Source organism: Shewanella aegiceratis (assembly GCF_019457495.1).
Taxonomy (GTDB): Bacteria; Pseudomonadota; Gammaproteobacteria; order Enterobacterales; family Shewanellaceae; genus Shewanella; species Shewanella loihica.
In genome coordinates this window covers 914,062-932,390 of the sequence record NZ_CP080416.1, presented here as the reverse complement: position 1 = coordinate 932,390, position 18,329 = coordinate 914,062, and the positions used below count along the sequence as shown (strand labels likewise).

Sequence of the window (18,329 nt, the reverse complement as noted above, 5' to 3'; positions counted from 1 at the left end):
GTACTAGCCCTAGCGCTAGCCTAAGAACTCGGCCAGCTCCTCGACCACTCTAGGCTTGCTGTAGAGATAGCCCTGGGCCTGATCGCACCCCGCCGCCTCGAGGAAGGCCGCCTGCTCCGGCGTCTCCACCCCTTCAGCTATGATGCAGAGATTCAGCGCATGGCCAAGGGCGATCACCGCCTTGGCAATTGCCGTGTTGTTGCCGTCTCTGGGAATATCGCGAATGAAGGACTGATCTATCTTCAGCTTATGTATGGGCAGACGCTTCAGGTAGTTCAGCGACGAATAGCCAGTACCGAAATCATCCACCGACAGCTCGACCCCGAGCTCACCCAATTGTTTAAGCACCTCGATCACCGCCAGGGGATCGGACATCATGCAGCTCTCGGTGACCTCGAGCTCAAGGTATTCGGGCGGCAGTCCCGCCTCGTCGAGCACGCGTTTCACCTGGGCGCAAAATGCTTTCTGTTGCAGCTGAGGCCCGGCAACGTTCACCGAGATGCGACCAAAGCGCTTGCCCTCCGCTAACCATTGAGCCCCCTGGGTGGCCGCCTGTTTCAGCACCCAGAGACCTATCTCATTGATCAGGCCAATATTCTCGGCAACGGGGATGAAGATGGCCGGCGAGATAGTGCCAAGCTGTGGGTCTTCCCAGCGCAGCAGCGCCTCGAAGCCGACACACTGACCCGTGCCCAGCGCCAACTTGGGCTGATACACCAGATAGAAGGCATCCTTGTTGATGGCATCGTGCAGCGCGCTCTGTAGCTTGAGGTGCTCCACCGAGGCTAGGGTCAGGGACTGGGTATAGAAGGCGTAGTTGTTGCGGCCATTGGCCTTGGCCCTGTGCATGGCGGTATCGGCGTTACGCAGCAGGGTGTCGCCGCTCTCGCCGTCCCCCGGGTAGATGGCCACCCCCATGCTGGCGGTGAGGCGCACGCTGCCTTCGTCATCCAGCAAGAAGGGCGCATCGAAGGCTTCACGCAGCCGACTCACCATGAGGGAGACGCTGTCGTCACTCTCCACATGGGGCAGGACGGCGATAAACTCATCGCTACCTAGCCTGGCCAGAGTTGCCTCTTCCCCCAGCTTCTGTCCCAGGCGTCTGGCAACCTCCACCAAGATGGCATCGCCGGTCACATGGCCGTAGCTGTCATTGATATGTTTAAACAGATCCACGTCGATGAAGATCAGCGCCAGCTCGGTCTCTTCACGGGCGGCGTGTCTCAGCTCCTGCTCCAGGTTGGCCGACAGCATCATGCGGTTAGGCAACTTGGTCAGCGGGTCGTGGTACACCAGCCGCGCCAGCTCCTTCTCGCTCTGCTTCTGGGCTGAGATATCGGCGAACACGGCGACGAAGTAGCGTACCTGATGATCGTCGCCATACATGGAGCTGATGGTGAGCTGCTCTGGATAGATGGCGCCGCTCTTGCGTCGGTTCCAGATCTCGCCGTGCCACTTGCCGTTGGTCAGCAACGAGCGCCACAGGCGCTCGAAGAAGGCCTTGTCGTGACGGCCGGAATTTAAGATGCGTGGGTTTTCCCCCAGCACCTCGTCGCGGCTATAGCCGGTGATCTCGGTAAAGGCGCCATGAACCTCGATGATATTGCCGCTGGCGTCTGTGATCACCACCCCTTCCACCGAATTCTCGAAGATGTTGGCCGCCAGCTCCAGCTGTTCCTGGGCCGCCTTATGGGAGGTGATGTTACGGGAGATGCCGATCACCCCCTCCAATGTGCCATCTGGTGAGACGACCGGGACCTTAGTGGTCTCCAGCCAGGAGTTGGACTGGTCGATATCTTTGGCCTCACACTCGGCGGCCGTCACCTGCACGCCGCGCACGATTGACTCATAATCCCCCTGAACAAACTCTTCGGCCAGCTCGGGGGAGAAGATCTCATCGTCGGTGCGATTGAGCAGCTGCTCTTTGCTACGGCCCCAGGCTATCTCGACGCTGTGGTTGATCAGCACGTAACGCCCCGCCACATCCTTCATCCACACATGCTCCTGCAGGCTGTCGATGAAGAGTTGCAGATCCACATTGGGCGCCGATTGCGGCGCTATCTCTATTAACTGCTGGCGATGGGTCTGATAGAGGTTAATCAGGGCATATTGCATCGCCTGACAGGTCAGCTTGACTTGGGTGTTTAGCCGCTTGTCGTGGTTGGGCTGCTCGTTTGGCACCAGACACAGGGCGCCATAAAGGGCCTGAGAAGGCCAGAAGAGCGGATGCAGTATGATGCCGCCGACATCGACAGGTGCACGGGGATGATGGGGATGTTCGATGTAGTCGCGAAACAGGCTGAGTCCCTGGGCGCAAAGCTGGGCGACACTTTGGCGATGCACATGATTGTCATCGCACAGGCTAAGCTGTGGCGTCAGACCGTCGCTGGCGGTAAGGGCCAGCAGGAAAAGACTGCCGTCAAACGCCTGGGCCAGGGTCTCTAACGCTTCCTGCCATTCTTGTAACGCTTCATCTGGAATCTTGATATCTATCACTATCCTACTCCGAGAGCGACGACCGAGTGTCACTATCCCTGAATCCTTTTCGCTAGCTTATCGCCAAATAGTCGTAATGGACACCTGCAAATGCGATAAATTAACCTTAATTTAACAAAAGTGTGTTAACCCCGACAAAAAATGGCGCAGGCAGCGGCCCAACCCATCTTATACTAGAAATAGAGTAACTTATCAGTGGTTTAATCTAAAACTTCATCTCAGGCGGTCACTTTCGCTGCAAATGACGCAGATAAAAAAACCAGCCCTGGGGCTGGTTTTTTCTTAAGCGTTGTCGGCTTATCCCTGAGGACGCATCGCCGGGAAGAGGATAACGTCACGAATGGTGTGGGTGTTAGTAAACAACATCACCAGACGGTCGATACCAATACCCTGACCGGCAGTCGGTGGCAGACCGTGCTCCAGCGCCGTGATGTAGTCGGCGTCATAGAACATGGCTTCATCGTCGCCCGCATCTTTAGCATCGACCTGCGCCTTGAAACGCTTGTCTTGATCTTCCGCATCGTTCAGCTCGCTGAAGCCGTTGGCCACTTCGCGGCCACCGATGAAGAACTCGAAACGGTCGGTGATGAAGTGGTTTTCATCGTTACGACGAGCTAGCGGCGAGATATCTGCCGGGTAGCCAGTGATGAAGGTAGGCTGCATCAGCTTAGGCTCGGCAGTTTCACCGAAGATCTCTTCCAGCAGCTGACCACAGGTCCAGAACTTCTCGATAGTCATGCCCAGGCTCTTGGCCAGGTTACGCATGAACTCGACGTCTTTAACCTCTTCATAGGTCATAGACTGAATCGTCTCGTTGTCTGGGTTGTACTTCTTGATCGCATCCAGCATGCTCAGACGCTCGTATGGACCGCCGAAGTCGATAGTGTGCTCGCCGTATGGCAGCTTGGTATCACCCAGCAGATCTTTGGCGATTGACGAGAGCATCTCTTCGGTCAGGTCCATCAGATCTTTGTAGTCGGCATAGGCCATATAGAATTCCATCATGGTGAATTCTGGGTTATGGCGTGGTGACAGACCTTCGTTACGGAAGTTACGGTTGATCTCGAACACGCGCTCGAAACCACCAACCACCAGACGCTTGAGGTATAGCTCAGGCGCGATACGCAGGTACATCTCGATATCCAGCGCATTGTGGTGAGTAATGAAAGGACGCGCAGAGGCACCACCTGGGATGCTGTGCATCATAGGGGTTTCCACTTCCATAAACTCTTTGCTTACCATGAAGTTACGGATAGCGGTAACCACTTTAGAGCGCATGATGAAGGCCGCACGTGACTCTTCGTTCACGATAAGGTCTACATAACGCTGACGGTAGCGGGTCTCCTGGTCGGTCAGGCCGTGGAACTTCTCAGGCAGCGGACGCAGCGCCTTGGTCAGCAGCTGGTACTCTTCCATATTGACATAGAGGTCGCCCTTGCCAGACAGGTGCAGCTGGCCAGTCACACCGATAATGTCACCGATATCCAGACCTTGATACTTGGCCTTAAGATCTTTCTGAACGTCTTTACCGGCATAGGCCTGGATGCGACCGCTCACGTCTTGGATCACCAGGAAGGGGCCACGCTTGGCCATGATACGACCGGCGATAGAACGCTGGACATTCATCTCTTCCAGCTCTTCCTTGCTGTATTGACCATATTCGGCCTGGATGTCGGCAGCCTTATGTTTTCGATCGAAGTTGTTCGGGTGACCGTTAGCAGGGCAAGAAGCGCGAACGTGATCTAACTTGGCACGGCGCTCTGCAATTAACTTGTTTTCGTCTTGAGTTTGTTCAGTCATCTTCTTCTCTCGTTAAAGGCCAGATTTCAGGCTAGCTTCAATAAACTTGTCCAGATCGCCGTCGAGGACGCTCTGGGTATTACGGTTTTCCACGCCGGTACGCAGATCTTTGATACGGGCATCGTCCAGCACGTAAGAGCGGATCTGGCTGCCCCAACCGATATCAGACTTGGCGTCTTCGGCGGCTTGCTTCTCGGCGTTTTGCTTATGCATTTCCAGTTCGAACAGCTTAGCTTTCAGCTGTTTCATCGCCGTGTCTTTGTTCTTGTGCTGTGAACGATCGTTCTGACACTGCACCACGGTATTGGTCGGCAAGTGGGTAATACGCACCGCAGACTCGGTACGGTTAACGTGCTGACCACCGGCGCCCGAGGCGCGGTAGACGTCGATGCGCAGATCCGCCGGATTGATATCGATCTCGATAGAGTCATCGATCTCCGGATAGACAAACACAGAGCAGAACGAGGTGTGACGCTTACCTGAGGAGTCGAACGGCGACTTACGCACCAGACGGTGTACCCCGGTTTCGGTGCGTAGCGACCCGAAGGCGTACTCGCCGGTAAACTTGATGGTGGCGCCCTTGATGCCGGCGACGTCGCCGTCGGTGACTTCGATAAGCTCAGGCTTATAGCCCTTGGCTTCGCCCCAGCGCAGATACATACGCAGCACCATGTTGGCCCAATCCTGAGCCTCGGTCCCACCAGAACCCGATTGAATATCAAGGTAGCAATCAGAGGCGTCGTTCGGACCCGAGAACATGCGGCGGAACTCCAGCTCTTCCAGGCGCTTCTCTAAACCAGCCAGCTCGCTGTTGGCATCGTTGAAGGTGTCTTCATCTTCCTCTTCGACGGCCAGCTCCAGCAGGCCTTCCACATCCTCTAGGCCGCTGTCCATATCGTCTATGGTCTTGACCACGGCCTCAAGGGAGGCGCGCTCTTTACCCAGGGCCTGGGCATTATCGGGATTGTTCCAAACGTCGGCGCTCTCTAGCTCTCGACTGACTTCTTCTAGACGCTCACTCTTGGCATCGTAGTCAAAGATACCCCCGAAGAAGTTGGGTGCGCTCGGCCAGCTCCTTGATTTTAAATTTAACCGGATTTACTTCAAACATGACTCTTTCTACTTAAAATTCGATTGGCAGGAATGCAAACGCGGTATTTTAACGCAATCGTCCCTTTTCGCATAGGGGCGAAGCAGTGCTAATTGAGCGAATTTCATCGCAAAAAACGCCATTCTTGCCCGGCTCCGGCAGCGGGGAGAATCCCCGCCCCTTTTCGGCAGGCTGGCTATACTGTTCAATATGAAACAGACGAACCAATGCTGCTATCACGAAGACGAAGGTTTCTCCTGCACCGAGCCGGCCGAAGCCTCCGGGCTCTGTTATTGGCATGATCCTAAAATCATTAAAGATAAGCCGGAAGATGTCGCCCGTCTGGAGGCCTTCGCCCGCAACGGAGGCATGCTGCGGGGCATCTCCCTCAAGCGCGCCAACCTGCCCGGCATCGACCTGGTGAGACACCATCAGAAGACGGGCTTCGACATGAGCCACGCCGAGCTGTATCGCGCCAATTTACAGGGCGCGCACATGTTTAACCTCAACCTGCAACACGCCAGCCTGATGAAGGCCGATCTGCGCGAGGCCAATGTTCACTGCGCCAATCTGGTGGGCACCAACCTCTTAGGGATCAAGTGGAACGGCGCCAAAATAGAGAACATCAATACCGGCAAGCTCCTCAGGCAGGAACGTCTGGCCAACGAGGCTGAGAGAGTGGGCGAAAACGAGATCGCCCTCGACTATTTCGAACAGGCCGAGGAGATCTACCGGGATCTGCGTAAGGCCGCCGAGCGCGAAGGCCTGTTTGCCATGGGCGGCGACTACCTGCGTAAAGAACTCACCATGCGCCGCCATCAGATGCCCAAATACAGCTACTCGCGCATCCTCTCCAAGATGATCGACATCTTCTGCGGCTATGGCGAGGCCCCCACCCGGGTGATCGGCTTCTCCATGGGGCTCATCTTCGTCTGCGCCCTGCTCTACCTGTTTACCGGCCTCAACTATGACGGCAATATCCATGTGTTCAACTGGCAAAACGATCTCACCACCAACCTGGCGCTCTTCTTCAACTGCATCTACTACTCGGTCGTCACCTTCACCACGCTAGGCTATGGCGACTTCACCCCCATAGGCTATTCCCGCGCCATCGCGGCCGTCGAGGCCTTCACCGGCAGCTTTACCATCGCCCTGTTCGTGGTGGTGTTCGTTAAGAAAATGACCCGCTAAGGGTGGAGTGTGATCCACCTCAAATTACGCCAATTCCGCCACGGCGCGAGCCAACAAACTCAGCGCAATTTGTGAGCAGCACTGCAAATGCAGCACAAAAAATCACTACTAAGACCTGTGGTGAAAAAGCCTCTGGGTATACTCAAGCAAACCTTGTTTCGCTAATTTACGATAAGCCTCTTTACCCATAGGCAGTCCATAAAAAATCATCGACGAGACCAAGGTAGCCAAGCTCAAGCTTAGATTCTAATAAAAGGTCCCTACCATGATAGAACTCACCTTCGACGGCCAAGTCGTCAAAGCCAACCGGGGCGAAAATCTGCTCACCTGTGCCAAGGCCGCAGGCATAGCGATCCCTAATTTATGTCATCTGGGCAAGCAACTGGACGACAAACTCGCGGGCAAGCAAGACTGCAACCTCTGCTATGTCGAGGTGCGAGACGAAAAGGGCGACCTCCACACAGTCAAGGCCTGTAAGACACAGGTCGAGGCACCGCTCGAGGTGATCACTCACTCGGCCGCCCTCAGCAAACGCCGCCAGGCGGCGCTGAAACACCTTTTGAGCGACCACTTCGCCGACTGCGAAGCCCCCTGCCAACAGGCCTGCCCCGCCGGCGTAGACGTGCAGTCCTATCTGCTGCATATCGCCCAGGGCAACCATAAGGAAGCGGTCAAGGTGATCAAACAGACTCTGCCGCTACCGCTCTCTATCGGCCGTGTCTGCCCGGCCTTTTGCGAATCGGCCTGTCGCCGCGGCGAGTTGGATGAGCCCCTGGCCATTCGTCAGCTCAAGCGTCACGCCGCCGACCTGGATCTGGACAGTGAAGACACCTATGTGCCGCCCAAGGCGCCCGCTACCGGCAAACGCGTCGCCATCATAGGCAGTGGCCCGGCGGGGATCAGCGCGGGTTACTACCTCTCCAATTCAGGCCATGAGGTGACCATTTTCGAGTCCATGCCTAAGGCGGGCGGCTGGCTAAGATACGGTATCCCCGAGTACCGTCTGCCCAAGCAGATCCTGGACAGAGAGATAGACCTACTGTGTCAGAATGGCCTAGTGATACAGACAGAAACTCGTCTCGGCCGCGACATCCACCTCAAGGAGATGGTTAGCCAATTCGACGCTGTCTGTCTCGCCATCGGCGCCCAGAAGGCGGTGCCCATGAACTACCCGGGTGTAGACCTCGAAGGTTGCTACTTGGGGGTGGATTACCTTAAGGACCACTGCACAGACAACAACTACCAAACGGGCAAGAAGGTGGCGGTGATCGGCGGCGGCAACACCGCCATCGACTGCGCCCGTACCGCGCTGCGCAAGGGCGCCGAGGTGACTTTGGTCTATCGCCGTACCCGCGACGAGATGCCGGCTGAGGTCTATGAGATAGAGGAGGCCGAACATGAGGGCGTGCGCTTCTATTTCCTCACCAACCCCATCGAAAACCACGGCGACGCCAACGGCCGTATCAATGCCGTCACCTTTGAGAAGATGCGCCTGGGCGAACCCGATGCCTCCGGCAGACGCTCACCCCAGGCCACGGGCGAGACCTTCACCGAGGCGTTCGATACTGTGATCCCGGCCGTCTCCCAGACCCCGGACATGACCTTCCTCGAGCATCCAGAGAGCCAACTCTCCACCGGCGAGGTGGCCCTGACCCGCTGGAACACCTTCTCCGGCTGTGAACATACTATGTCCAGTGGAGTAGAGAAGCTGTTCGTACTCGGGGATTCGCGCACCGGCCCTGCCACGGCCGTCGCCGCGGTGGCCGATGGTCGCAAGGCCGCCAATGCCATCGAGAAACTGCTGAGCGGCGAGCTGAGCTGTGAGCTGACACCCGCGCCCTTCAACTCCCAGAAGCAAGATGAGCAGAAGCCAGACAGCCGTCACTTCCCGGCCCGTCTGCTACAGGCCAAGGCCAAGATGCCGGAACTGGCCATCAACAAGCGCCTAGATAATTTCGACGAGATTGAACTCGGCTTCAACGATGAGGAGGCGATGCTCGAGGCCGCCCGCTGCCTGGAGTGTGGCTGTCAGGCCAACACTGAATGTGCCCTGCGCGACTACGCCACCGAGTACCGTGTCGATGGCGCCGCGCTCGATAAACAGGGCCACCGCGCCTTTACCCAAGATGCCAGCACGCCTTTTATCAACTTCGACCCCAACCGCTGCATCAGCTGCGGCGCCTGCGTCGCCATGTGCCGCCAGCAGTCTGGCCATCAGGCGATCTGCTTCGAGCCCGACAGCTATCTGGCCCTGCCCCAGGAGATGGCCGCCTCGCACAGCCGTCAGGCGCCTCGCGCCGGATTCAGCGCCACCATGGCCGACAGCCAATGCGTCCAATGCGGTAACTGTGTCCAGGTCTGCCCCACAGGGGCGCTAACCGATGCCAGAGACAAGCGTCAGGGGGTTAAACATGAGCTAAAACAGACCTCCACCGTCTGCACCTACTGCGGCGTAGGCTGCCGTGTCATCATCCATAGCGATCCCGTCACAGGTGAGATCAAACGGGTATCGGGCGACAACCGCTCCCAGGTCAACGAGGGGATGCTCTGCGTCAAGGGCCGCTTCGGATTCGACTTCATCAACAGCCAGCAACGTCTGACCCAGCCGCTGCTGCGCAAAGATGGCGAGCTGGTACCGGTCAGCTGGAATGAGGCGATCGATTACATAGGCACCCAGCTGGGTCGCATCAAGGCAGAACATGGCGGCGACACCATCGCCGGCCTGGCCTCAGCCAAGGCAACCAACGAAGATAACTATCTGTTCCAAAAGCTGTTTAGAAGCGTTATCGGCACCAACAACATAGATCACTGCGCCCGCCTGTGTCATGCCTCGACGGTCACCGCCCTGCAAGAAAGCCTTGGCAGCGGCGCCATGACCAATGATATTCCGTCGATCAGATCCTCGGATCTCATCTTCATCCTTGGCTCGGATACCGAGGCCGCCCACCCCATCATCGCCTCTAAGATCAAACAGGCGGTGAGCCAACACGGCGCCCGCCTGGTGGTGGCCGACCCCAAACGGGTGAGCATCGCCGACAGCGCCGAGCTCTACCTGCGTCACCGCCCCGGCAGCGACGTCATGCTGCTCAACGCCATCATGCAGGAGATCATCAAGCAGGGCTGGCACGACAGCGACTACATCAGTCGCCGTGTCGAAGGATTCGACGCACTTCGCGCCGAGGTGATGAAGGACGACTACAGCCTGAGTAACGCCGCCAAGATCACAGGCGTCGACGCAGAGGAGATAGCCCAGCTGGCCCGCATGATAGGCACAGCAGAGAAGACCGCCATCTACTATGCCATGGGGATCACCCAGCACACCTCGGGACACGACAATGTCACCGCCATCGCCAACCTGCAACTGCTGTGCGGCAACATAGGGGTCGAGGGCGCGGGGATCAACCCGCTGCGGGGCCAGAGCAATGTCCAGGGCGCCTGTGACATGGGCGCCCTGCCCAACTACTTCACCGGCTACCAGAAGGTCACCGACCCCGAGGTGCAAGCCGCCTTCAGACAAGCCTGGCAGCAGGAGTGGCTACCGGATCAGATAGGCCTGGCGGCCACCGAGATGATGCACGGCCTGGCCCACGGCAGGCTCAAGGCCCTCTATGTGATGGGAGAAAACCCTGTACTGAGCGATCCCGACCAGGCTCATGTGATGCAAGGGCTGGAGTCGGCCGAGCTGCTGATCGTCCAGGATATCTTTATGACGGAGACAGCCCAGCTGGCCGATGTGGTGTTGCCAGCCGCCAGCTTCGCCGAGAAGCCAGGCCACTTTACTAATACCGAGCGCCGGGTGCAGCGCCTGCAGGCGGCGATCGACAGCCCAGGCCTAGCCCGCCGCGACTGGCAGATCATCACAGATATCGCCAAGGCCCTTGGCGCCGCCTGGCGCTATGAGGATGAAGAATCGATCTGGCAGGAGCTGACCCGCGTCACGCCCCAGTACCGCGGCATCCAATGGCAGAACACAGACCCCAGCACGCCACAAGGCCTGCTGGGTAAGCATTGGCCCTGCCCCGAGCCTGGCCATGAGGGCACCCGCCTGATGCATAGAGAGCGCTTTACCCGCGGGCTCGGCAAGATGACTCCCGTCGGCTACCGCCTGCCGGCCGAACTGCCCTGCGAAGATTACCCCTTCACCCTCTCCACCGGGCGCCTGCTGGAGCAGTTCCACACCGGCACCCTGACCCGTAAGACGGACGGCCTCAATACCCTGGGATCGCCTAGGGTGATGATGTCGGCCATCGACGCCGACCGTCTGGGGGTGAACAACGGCGACGTGCTGACTCTGTCCACGAGGCGCGGCAGCATCAACATCGCCGCCTTCGTCACGCGCCGCGCCCAGCCGGGAGTGCTTTTCCTGCCCTTCCACTTTGCCGAGGCGGCGGCTAACAAGCTGACCAACAATGTGCTGGACCCTGTGGCCAAGATCCCCGAGTTTAAGATCTGCGCCGTCAGGGTCGAGAAGGCCAGCGAGGCGATCTGCTGGCCTTAGGACAAGCTGAGGTAGTGAAAAAGGCCACAACTCATGTTGTGGCCTTTTTCTTTATTGTTTAGCAACTTGATGCTTCGAGCAGGCTGCTACACCTTAAACTGCCCGTTACACCTTAAACTGACTACACCTTAAATTGGCCTACCAAGGTATCCAGGTTACGGCCCTCGTTGGCCAGTCCCTGACTGGTGTCCGAGGCGCTGTTACTGGCCTGTAGCAGCTCGTTGACGATCTCCTGAATCGCAAACACGTTGCGGTTGATCTCCTCGGTCACCGAACTCTGCTCTGTGGCCGCCGTGGCGATCTGGGTACTCATGTCGTTGATCGAGGTCACCGCCGAGGTCACCGCCCCCAGGCTATCGGAGATCGCCCGCGACGAGGTCACCGAGCGATGACAGCTCTGCTGGCTCGACTCCATGCTGCTCACCGCCAGCGACACCAGGTTATGCAGCTCAGACAACATCTCGTTGATCTCTAAGGTACTGGCCTGTGTCCGGCTGGCCAGGCTGCGCACCTCATCGGCCACCACGGCGAAGCCGCGACCCTGCTCACCGGCGCGGGCGGCCTCGATGGCGGCGTTGAGGGCGAGCAGGTTGGTTTGCTCGGCAATGCCACCTATCACACTCAGCACGCTGTTGATCTTCTGTGACTGCTCGTTGAGGGAGTTGATATGTCCGGCTGCCATATCGATCTCCGCCATCAGGGTCGAGACCTCATGCAGCGAGCTGTCGACACACTCCTGGGCGTTGCCCACATCCTGGGTGGCCGCCTGGGTCGCCTCGGCTACCTGAGTGGTACTCATGGCCACCTCGGAGGCGGTCGCCGACATCTCGGTGATCGCCGTAACCACCTGATCCGTCTCGTTGTTGTGGCTGATCAGCTGCTGCGCCATGGCGGCGGTCTGGGAGGAGATGTTATCCGCACCGCTCTTCACCTCGACGGTGGCCCTGGCCACATCCTTGATGATCCCCTGCAGCTTATCGACAAACTGATTGAAGGCGCGGCCCAACATGGCGATCTCATCGCTGCCCTGCACGTCCAGGCGCTTGGTGAGATCCCCCTCACCCTTGGCGATATCTTCGAGGTTCTGCACCATGTTGTGAATCGGGTTGACCATGCGTTGGGCGGCCACCAGCATCACCACGGCGGTGATCGCCACCAGCACCAGGGCGAAGAGCAGAATCATCATCGCCTTGTCGTTCATGTGCTTGGTCATCACCTCTCGATAGCTCTCCACCTGGGCGTCGATATCATCGGTGTAGGCACCTGTGCCCAAGATCCAATCTTTACCCGGCACGGTAGCGGCGTAGCCTATCTTTGGCACCAGGCCGGTAACCCCGGGCTTGGAGTAGTCATAGTTGAAGAAGCCATCGCCGCTTCTGGCGGCATCAATCAGGCCGACCACTATCTTCTTACCGTTAGGGTCTGTCATGCCGATCTGCGCCGTGCCCTCCAGCGCGGGCTTGACCGCGTGGAAACGGTTGAAGCCGTCAAAGTCGTAGATAAAGAAGTAACCGGCGGTGCCGAAGCGCACATTACGCAGCGCCTTGTTCACATCGCCCGCCGCCCCCAGGGAGAGCTGATGCTCGACGATATCCAGGGCGATATCGACCTGATCCTTTAGCTGCGCCTTACGTTCACTATAGAGACTCGCCTTGAAGGTCGACATATTCTCTTCGAGGGAGTTAGATTCCAGGTTATAGGTGATTGAAACTAAGAAGAGAAAACTCAAAATCAGGGGCAGGAGAGCAAATACCAACAGCTTATTTTTCATTCTTAATTGCCACATGTTCCACTCCAACAGGGTTTATTACATTTGTAAGTAAAATATAGCTAAAAAGTACCAGTGTCAGTGCTTAATGCTAGATAAATTGTAGTAGATCAATAATCTTAGCCAACTTGCCGGAAATTTCCGCCTAACATAAAAAAAGCCAGCATTCCATCCCTGGAATACTGGCAATCACTTCAGTAATTGGTTTGTGCTAACAAATAGTGCTTAGGTATCACTCCGATGACTAAGCACCGATTTTACGCACTCACTTTCTGGCTTAGTATCAGGCGGCTCAATAGCAAACCACCTGACACCTTACCCCGATTAGCGTACTAGCTTGCGGCGTAGGCCGGCAAACATCAGCAACATCAGGGCCGCGAAACCGAGCGCACCACCGTCGTCTTTCTCTTCGACTTCAGGTTGAGTTTCTGGCTCTGGCTGTGGCTCGACGCCATCAGACTCAACGGTCAGCATGAAGCTGGTCGATGCCGCATCGCTTGGGTTTTCCACATCGCTCACGGTAACCGTGACTTCCACTTCGCCGTAGAAGTTGGCTTCTGGCGTGATGGTGATTTCGCTACCTGAGGTATGGCCATCGACCACAGCGGTAATGTGCTCACCGGTAACGGTGATCTGGTTCACGCTGTTTTGCTCATCGGCGTACATCACGGCGATGCCTTCCAGGCTAGTGTTCTCTGCCACACTCTGGTCGGCGATAGTGCCCAGGGTGATGTTAGAGGCAACACTGACTGTGTGGCTCATGCTGATGTCGGCCATGCCTTCGACCTGGCTCACGGCGTTAACCGTTAGGTCTTGACCAGCGGCATTGTCTTTCACACGAGTCCAGGCGGTTACCTCGAACTGCGAAGACTCAGGGCCTACATAGTCGTAACAGATCACCAGACCGTCAGATAGCTTCTTATCCAACTCGCCATAGGTAAACTGCTCACCCAGGTAGGCACTCAGCGGACCATAGGCATAGACGCCGCCCTTGAAGCCTTGGATACCGATAGAACCACGGCCGTCTTGGCTACCGAAGTCCAGATTGTCATAGGCCATCATCATCTCGTACTCACCGTCGCCATGACGGGTGTTGACGTTGAAGATCAGCTCGAAGTCGAATCTGTCATCCAGCTCTTGCCACTGATAGACGCGGTTTGCATCGCGGCCCGCAGGCAGGTATGTACGCGCGTTATCGTATTCCAGGATACCCCAACCGGTTTGCGTGCTGGCGATAGAGATGCCCGAACGCTCGCTGAAGTTGTTAACCAGTGGCGCCGACAAGATAGCCTTAGGCGCACTTGGATCCAGCGCCTCGAAGCCACGCCACATCATGCCGATCGACTCGTATGGGAAGCTCTGATACGGGAAGATGTCATGGTATGGGAAGAAGAAAGGCTGACCTTCCCATAGCGACACGATACCGTGTGCATGGATATCCAGGGCGTTCTGCTTAGCAACATTGAGCTCTTCGTTGTTGTTATACAGATGGAAGCTGTCATAACGACCACCGAAGATCACATCGATTGGCAGCACGATACCGTTGCGGCTCAGGATGTTGTTGTCCTTACCATTGACGGCACGACCGTTGGCATCGTATTCCACCGGCGCGAAGCCGCTGAAGATCGGATAGATACGGAACTCTTCGAGATCCACATAACCACCCGGATTCTTGTTACCAAAGTCTGGCGTGCGACACATGGCGTCTTCCAGGTTAGTGGTGACATTGTAGCTAGGCGCTTGATCGGCGGTATTAGGTTGAACACCGCTGATGGTCAGCTTACCTTCTTCCAGGCTGATGTCTGTCACAATCGCCTTAGACGAGGTCAGTACATCTTCCACATTCAGGCTCAGGCCTGCCGGGATGTCGGCACTAATGGTGAAGGCACGATCCGCGCCGCTGTCATTAGGCTGCACCTCGAAGGTGAAAGGCACCTGCTCACCCAGATGGGCACCGGTTTGCGGTACATCCAGATGCACGTCATCGATACCACGCTCAAGCTTGAAGGCGACCTTGCCTATGTTGCCGGCGTTGACCTCTGAGGTACCAAAATCGATCAGTGAGTAGTAAACATCGCCCTCAACCATCTCAGGCAGGTTCCAGTTCACCTGGATATCGACCGGCTCCTGACCATTGCTGGCAGGCACGTCCACGCTCATGTCTGAGGCGACATTGTCGGTCACAACCGTTGTCGCGAACTGGAAGGTCTCTTCCATGAAGTCGTGGTAGTTGTTCTGCGCCGAGCCCTTTCTTGGGTTGTAGAAGATTGCCCAGTATTGGCCCTCTTCCGGCTGGTTGATGTTACAGAAGTTGTCGTACTGGATGTGGTTAGAGACACACAATAGCTCTTCGAACGGATCCGCCTTGCCATTGCCGTTGTAGTCCTTACCCACGTAAACCAGCAGGTTGCCCTTATCCAGGCTGCCTTCCAGACCACTTTCTGTGGTGCCGAACGATTCGACCATCAGACGACGGGCATTAGCCGGCACCTGAATCATCTCCACGTGAGTCGCCTCATCTAAGCGCTCTTCCATCGGCACACTCTGATCGGCATTGCTGCTCCAAGGGAAGCTACCATCGTTATCCTTCGGCAGCGTGATGGTTTTCACGTCGGCCTTAACAGGTGCGAAGATACGACCTTGGATGTTGTCGCCTTCCGGCAGACTGATCCCCTTAATGATCGCATTGCCATCATTGCGGTGAGCCGTTGCCGCCAGACGTCCTGGCATGCCGTTCTTGTCATACTTGAACACCACTGGCCAGTGCGCCTCAGACGCCGCGCCGCTGGTTTCGGTGAAGATCAGGTTAGAGTGCAGCTCAACTTCCGCGTTGCTGAACCAATCCTGGGTATCCATGATCGAGGCCTCGACCACGATATCCATGGTTTCGCCCGCTTCCAGGCTAAACTCGCTTGGGGTCACCTTGATAGACACACCGTTCTGCGCCATCTGTGAACGAGAGTCGAAGGCCCAGTTCATCACGTCGTCATGGGTCACGCTCCAGCTACCGGCGGTTGTCGCCTTGATGGTACGGATCCACTGACACTGTGGCTTACACTCGAAGTTCACCAGCTGAGGAATGTTCAGCTTGTGCACCGCACCGCCATTTTGCGGATCGGCAGCCTTAAAGTTCTCAACCGTTTCATCCATGATGAAACCGGCCTTAGCGGCGTTAGCCACGTTGATACGACCGGTACCGGCACGGTAGGTCGATGCCAGCGCCACATCACCGTTCTCATCGTTGAGTCTGTGATATTGCACCTTGTTCTCCGCCGTCATCGCCAGCGCAGATTGGATCTCGGTAGCGCTCCAGCTCGGCTTGGCCTGCTTGAGCAGCGCCATGGCACCGGCAACGTGTGGCGAGGCCATAGAGGTACCGCTGAGGAAGGCGAAATCACCTGACGAACCGCCAGAGACGAATGGATGCTCATCGGCAAAGGCGGCGTAGATGTTAACGCCAGGGGCCGCAACCGCAGGGATCAGGGCTTCTGGGGTCGATGGGCTAGGACCGCGTGACGAGAAGGCAGCCAACCAGTCGGCGCGCTCAGGATCCAGGTCGCGATCGATCGTGGTTTCAGAGATGGTCAGCATATGGTTGCTGCCCTTGGCCAACCAGTCGCTCAGGCCGTAACCCGACATGCCGTTGTCCCAGCGACCATCCCACTCCTGCTTGGTGATATGTATGCTTGGCACAGAATAGGCTGCTGTCGCCACAATGCTGTCGGCATTGGCGTAGTTGTACATGATCATGCCATCGGCGCCGCCGGCCAGGATGTTGTTGGCCTTGGCGCTACGGGCGATACCGTTAGGATCGTTCAGATCGTTACGCTTACACACCACGATCACATCGGTCGGGTTGCCATCGGCGTCGGTCAGATCGAAGGTGCCAGCCGGGAACGGCTCACCACAATACTCGTCACCATAGTCGCTAGCCTTAACCACCATACCCGTTACCGAGCTGGTATTTACCGCGCCGCCGACGATCTCGCTCCAGCGTGGTGCTTCATCGCCACCCATAGGATCGACCAGCTTGGTCTCAACCAAGATCTCACGAGAGTGAGTGCTCGCCGCCACGTTCATCAACCAAGGCGAAGCATGGTCGATGGCACCGAAATACTCTTTATATCCCTGAGGCTGACCCGAGTTACCGGCCGCAGCCGCAACCGAGATACCGGCTTCGCGAGCCGACAGGAAGGCCAGCTCGACGTCGTCGCTCCATGGGTGAGAATCCTGACCACCGATAGAGAAGTTAATTACATCGACACCGTCGCTGATGGCATCTTCGATACCGGCGATCAGGGCTTCACCCGGACAGCCTGGGTTGAGTTCGTTCGATGGGTGACACACCTGATAAGAGATGATGTTGGCGTGAGGCGCCACACCGCTCATGCGCGGGAAGAGTGCCTCTTTGACTACGCTACCATCGTTAACCGCGCCTGGCGCAGGATTAACGAAGTCCACATCCAGCAGCACGTTACCCGCGGCGGTTGAGGCCACGTGAGAGCCGTGGCCCTGGTAGTCTTCACCTACGGCTGGGCGGGTATCGCCATATTCACCACTGGTGAAAAAATCTGTGATCACTGGGTATGAGCGCACACCGATAAGCTTGTCGTTACACATGCCCTCGAAGCCCTCTTTGAGACAGTCACCTACGTACTGGCCCGCCCCCCATGGGTTTTGATGGTCATAGCCATCGTCGCCCACATCGGCAAAAGATCTGTGGTCTGTGTTCACCCCGGTATCGATAATACCGACGATCACATTCTCCCCCTTGTAGGGAACCGAATCAGTCACAGTACCTGTCCAGATCTTGTCGGCGCCGATCAACTCAGGGCCAACATCGGACAGCAGGTCATAAGTCTTAGAGCGACGAACAGAGGCGACACTTGCCATCTGAGAAACACGCTGCGCCTCCTCCTGGCTCATGGTCATAGAGAAACCGTTGACCGCATTGGTAAACTGCTGACGCACAGGACGATCGCCCAAGGTAGCCGACAGCTCAGAGATGACCGCCTGCTGCTTGCTCAGCAGCTGATCGCGGTACTGTTTGATCTCGCGGTTAACCGGTTGACCGGCCACAAACAACTTAGCCTCACCGGGCTTAGCCTTGACAGCACTACGCTCGGCGCCGCCTTGAGCCAGCAGGCTAGCGCCCGCCTGAGCCAAAGGCTGCTGATAGAGTCTGACGATGTAGACGTGCTCACCAGTCAGTCCCTCTTCGGCAACGAACTTCTGGTTCTGATGGCTGATCTGAACGTTCAGGCCATCATTTTGCAACAGGTTAACCTCTTGCGTGCTAGCGGCATTGAGTTTTTTCGCCTGTTCGGCGGTGATCTTCAGCGGCTCGAGTCTTTCGACCTTAGCCTGCTGTATCGCCGCATGGGCCATACCGGCACTGTAGAGTGCGGCTGCCACGGCTGTTACTAATGTTTTCACCTTCATGGAACTTCCACCTTTTTTGTAGTTATGCCCTGATGAAGCTTGTT

At 57.0% G+C, this 18,329-nt stretch carries 7 protein-coding genes; 2 read left to right on the top strand and 5 right to left on the bottom strand.

What is annotated here, in order from left to right:
* Window positions 1–15: 15 nt before the first annotated feature.
* The 3 genes from K0H80_RS04125 to prfB all read right to left on the bottom strand — a co-directional run bounded on the left by K0H80_RS04125 (window position 16) and on the right by prfB (window position 5,407).
* Entirely contained in the window at window positions 16–2,496 is a 2,481-nt protein-coding gene (locus K0H80_RS04125; protein WP_258406171.1) for a sensor domain-containing protein, read from the bottom strand.
* Between the two features lie 297 nt (window positions 2,497–2,793).
* Window positions 2,794–4,296 carry a lysine--tRNA ligase gene (gene lysS, locus K0H80_RS04120; RefSeq protein WP_011864618.1) on the bottom strand — a complete coding sequence of 501 codons (1,503 nt, stop codon included), beginning with the start codon at window positions 4,294–4,296 and terminating at the stop codon, window positions 2,794–2,796.
* 12 nt (window positions 4,297–4,308) lie between these two features.
* Window positions 4,309–5,407 (bottom strand): peptide chain release factor 2 gene (gene prfB, locus K0H80_RS04115; protein ID WP_186300663.1). Its coding sequence is split into 2 segments (ribosomal slippage): window positions 4,309–5,331 and window positions 5,333–5,407, totalling 1,098 coding nucleotides; the frame shifts between segments, so codons are not numbered across the junction.
* Between the two features lie 189 nt (window positions 5,408–5,596).
* On the opposite strand from prfB, the gene K0H80_RS04110 reads away from it, so the two are divergent.
* On the top strand, window positions 5,597–6,577 hold the full coding sequence (locus tag K0H80_RS04110) for a pentapeptide repeat-containing protein (protein ID WP_220044373.1): 981 nt from the start codon (window positions 5,597–5,599) through the stop codon (window positions 6,575–6,577).
* A gap of 265 nt (window positions 6,578–6,842) precedes the next feature.
* A complete protein-coding gene (gene fdhF, locus K0H80_RS04105; RefSeq protein WP_220073201.1) occupies window positions 6,843–11,075 on the top strand; it encodes a formate dehydrogenase subunit alpha in 4,233 nt (1,410 codons plus the stop codon).
* Window positions 11,076–11,196: 121 nt separating this feature from the next.
* Here fdhF and K0H80_RS04100 read toward each other — a convergent pair whose 3' ends face one another.
* Together K0H80_RS04100 and K0H80_RS19795 are read right to left on the bottom strand one after the other, a co-directional pair.
* Window positions 11,197–12,861: a methyl-accepting chemotaxis protein gene (locus K0H80_RS04100; protein ID WP_220073200.1), complete on the bottom strand. Its 1,665-nt coding sequence runs from the start codon at window positions 12,859–12,861 to the stop codon at window positions 11,197–11,199.
* Window positions 12,862–13,167: 306 nt separating this feature from the next.
* Window positions 13,168–18,285, bottom strand: coding sequence for a S8 family serine peptidase (locus K0H80_RS19795; protein WP_220073199.1), 5,118 nt, complete (start codon window positions 18,283–18,285; stop codon window positions 13,168–13,170).
* Window positions 18,286–18,329: the final 44 nt, after the last annotated feature.

Excerpts from the sequence above, each read along its gene's own strand:
- lysS (WP_011864618.1), bottom strand. The coding sequence starts at position 4,296 with ATGACTGAACAAACTCAAGACGAAAACAAGTTAATTGCAGAGCGCCGT.
- K0H80_RS04110 (WP_220044373.1), top strand. The coding sequence starts at position 5,597 with ATGAAACAGACGAACCAATGCTGCTATCACGAAGACGAAGGTTTCTCC.
- fdhF (WP_220073201.1), top strand. The coding sequence starts at position 6,843 with ATGATAGAACTCACCTTCGACGGCCAAGTCGTCAAAGCCAACCGGGGC.
- K0H80_RS04100 (WP_220073200.1), bottom strand. The coding sequence starts at position 12,861 with ATGTGGCAATTAAGAATGAAAAATAAGCTGTTGGTATTTGCTCTCCTG.
- K0H80_RS19795 (WP_220073199.1), bottom strand. The coding sequence starts at position 18,285 with ATGAAGGTGAAAACATTAGTAACAGCCGTGGCAGCCGCACTCTACAGT.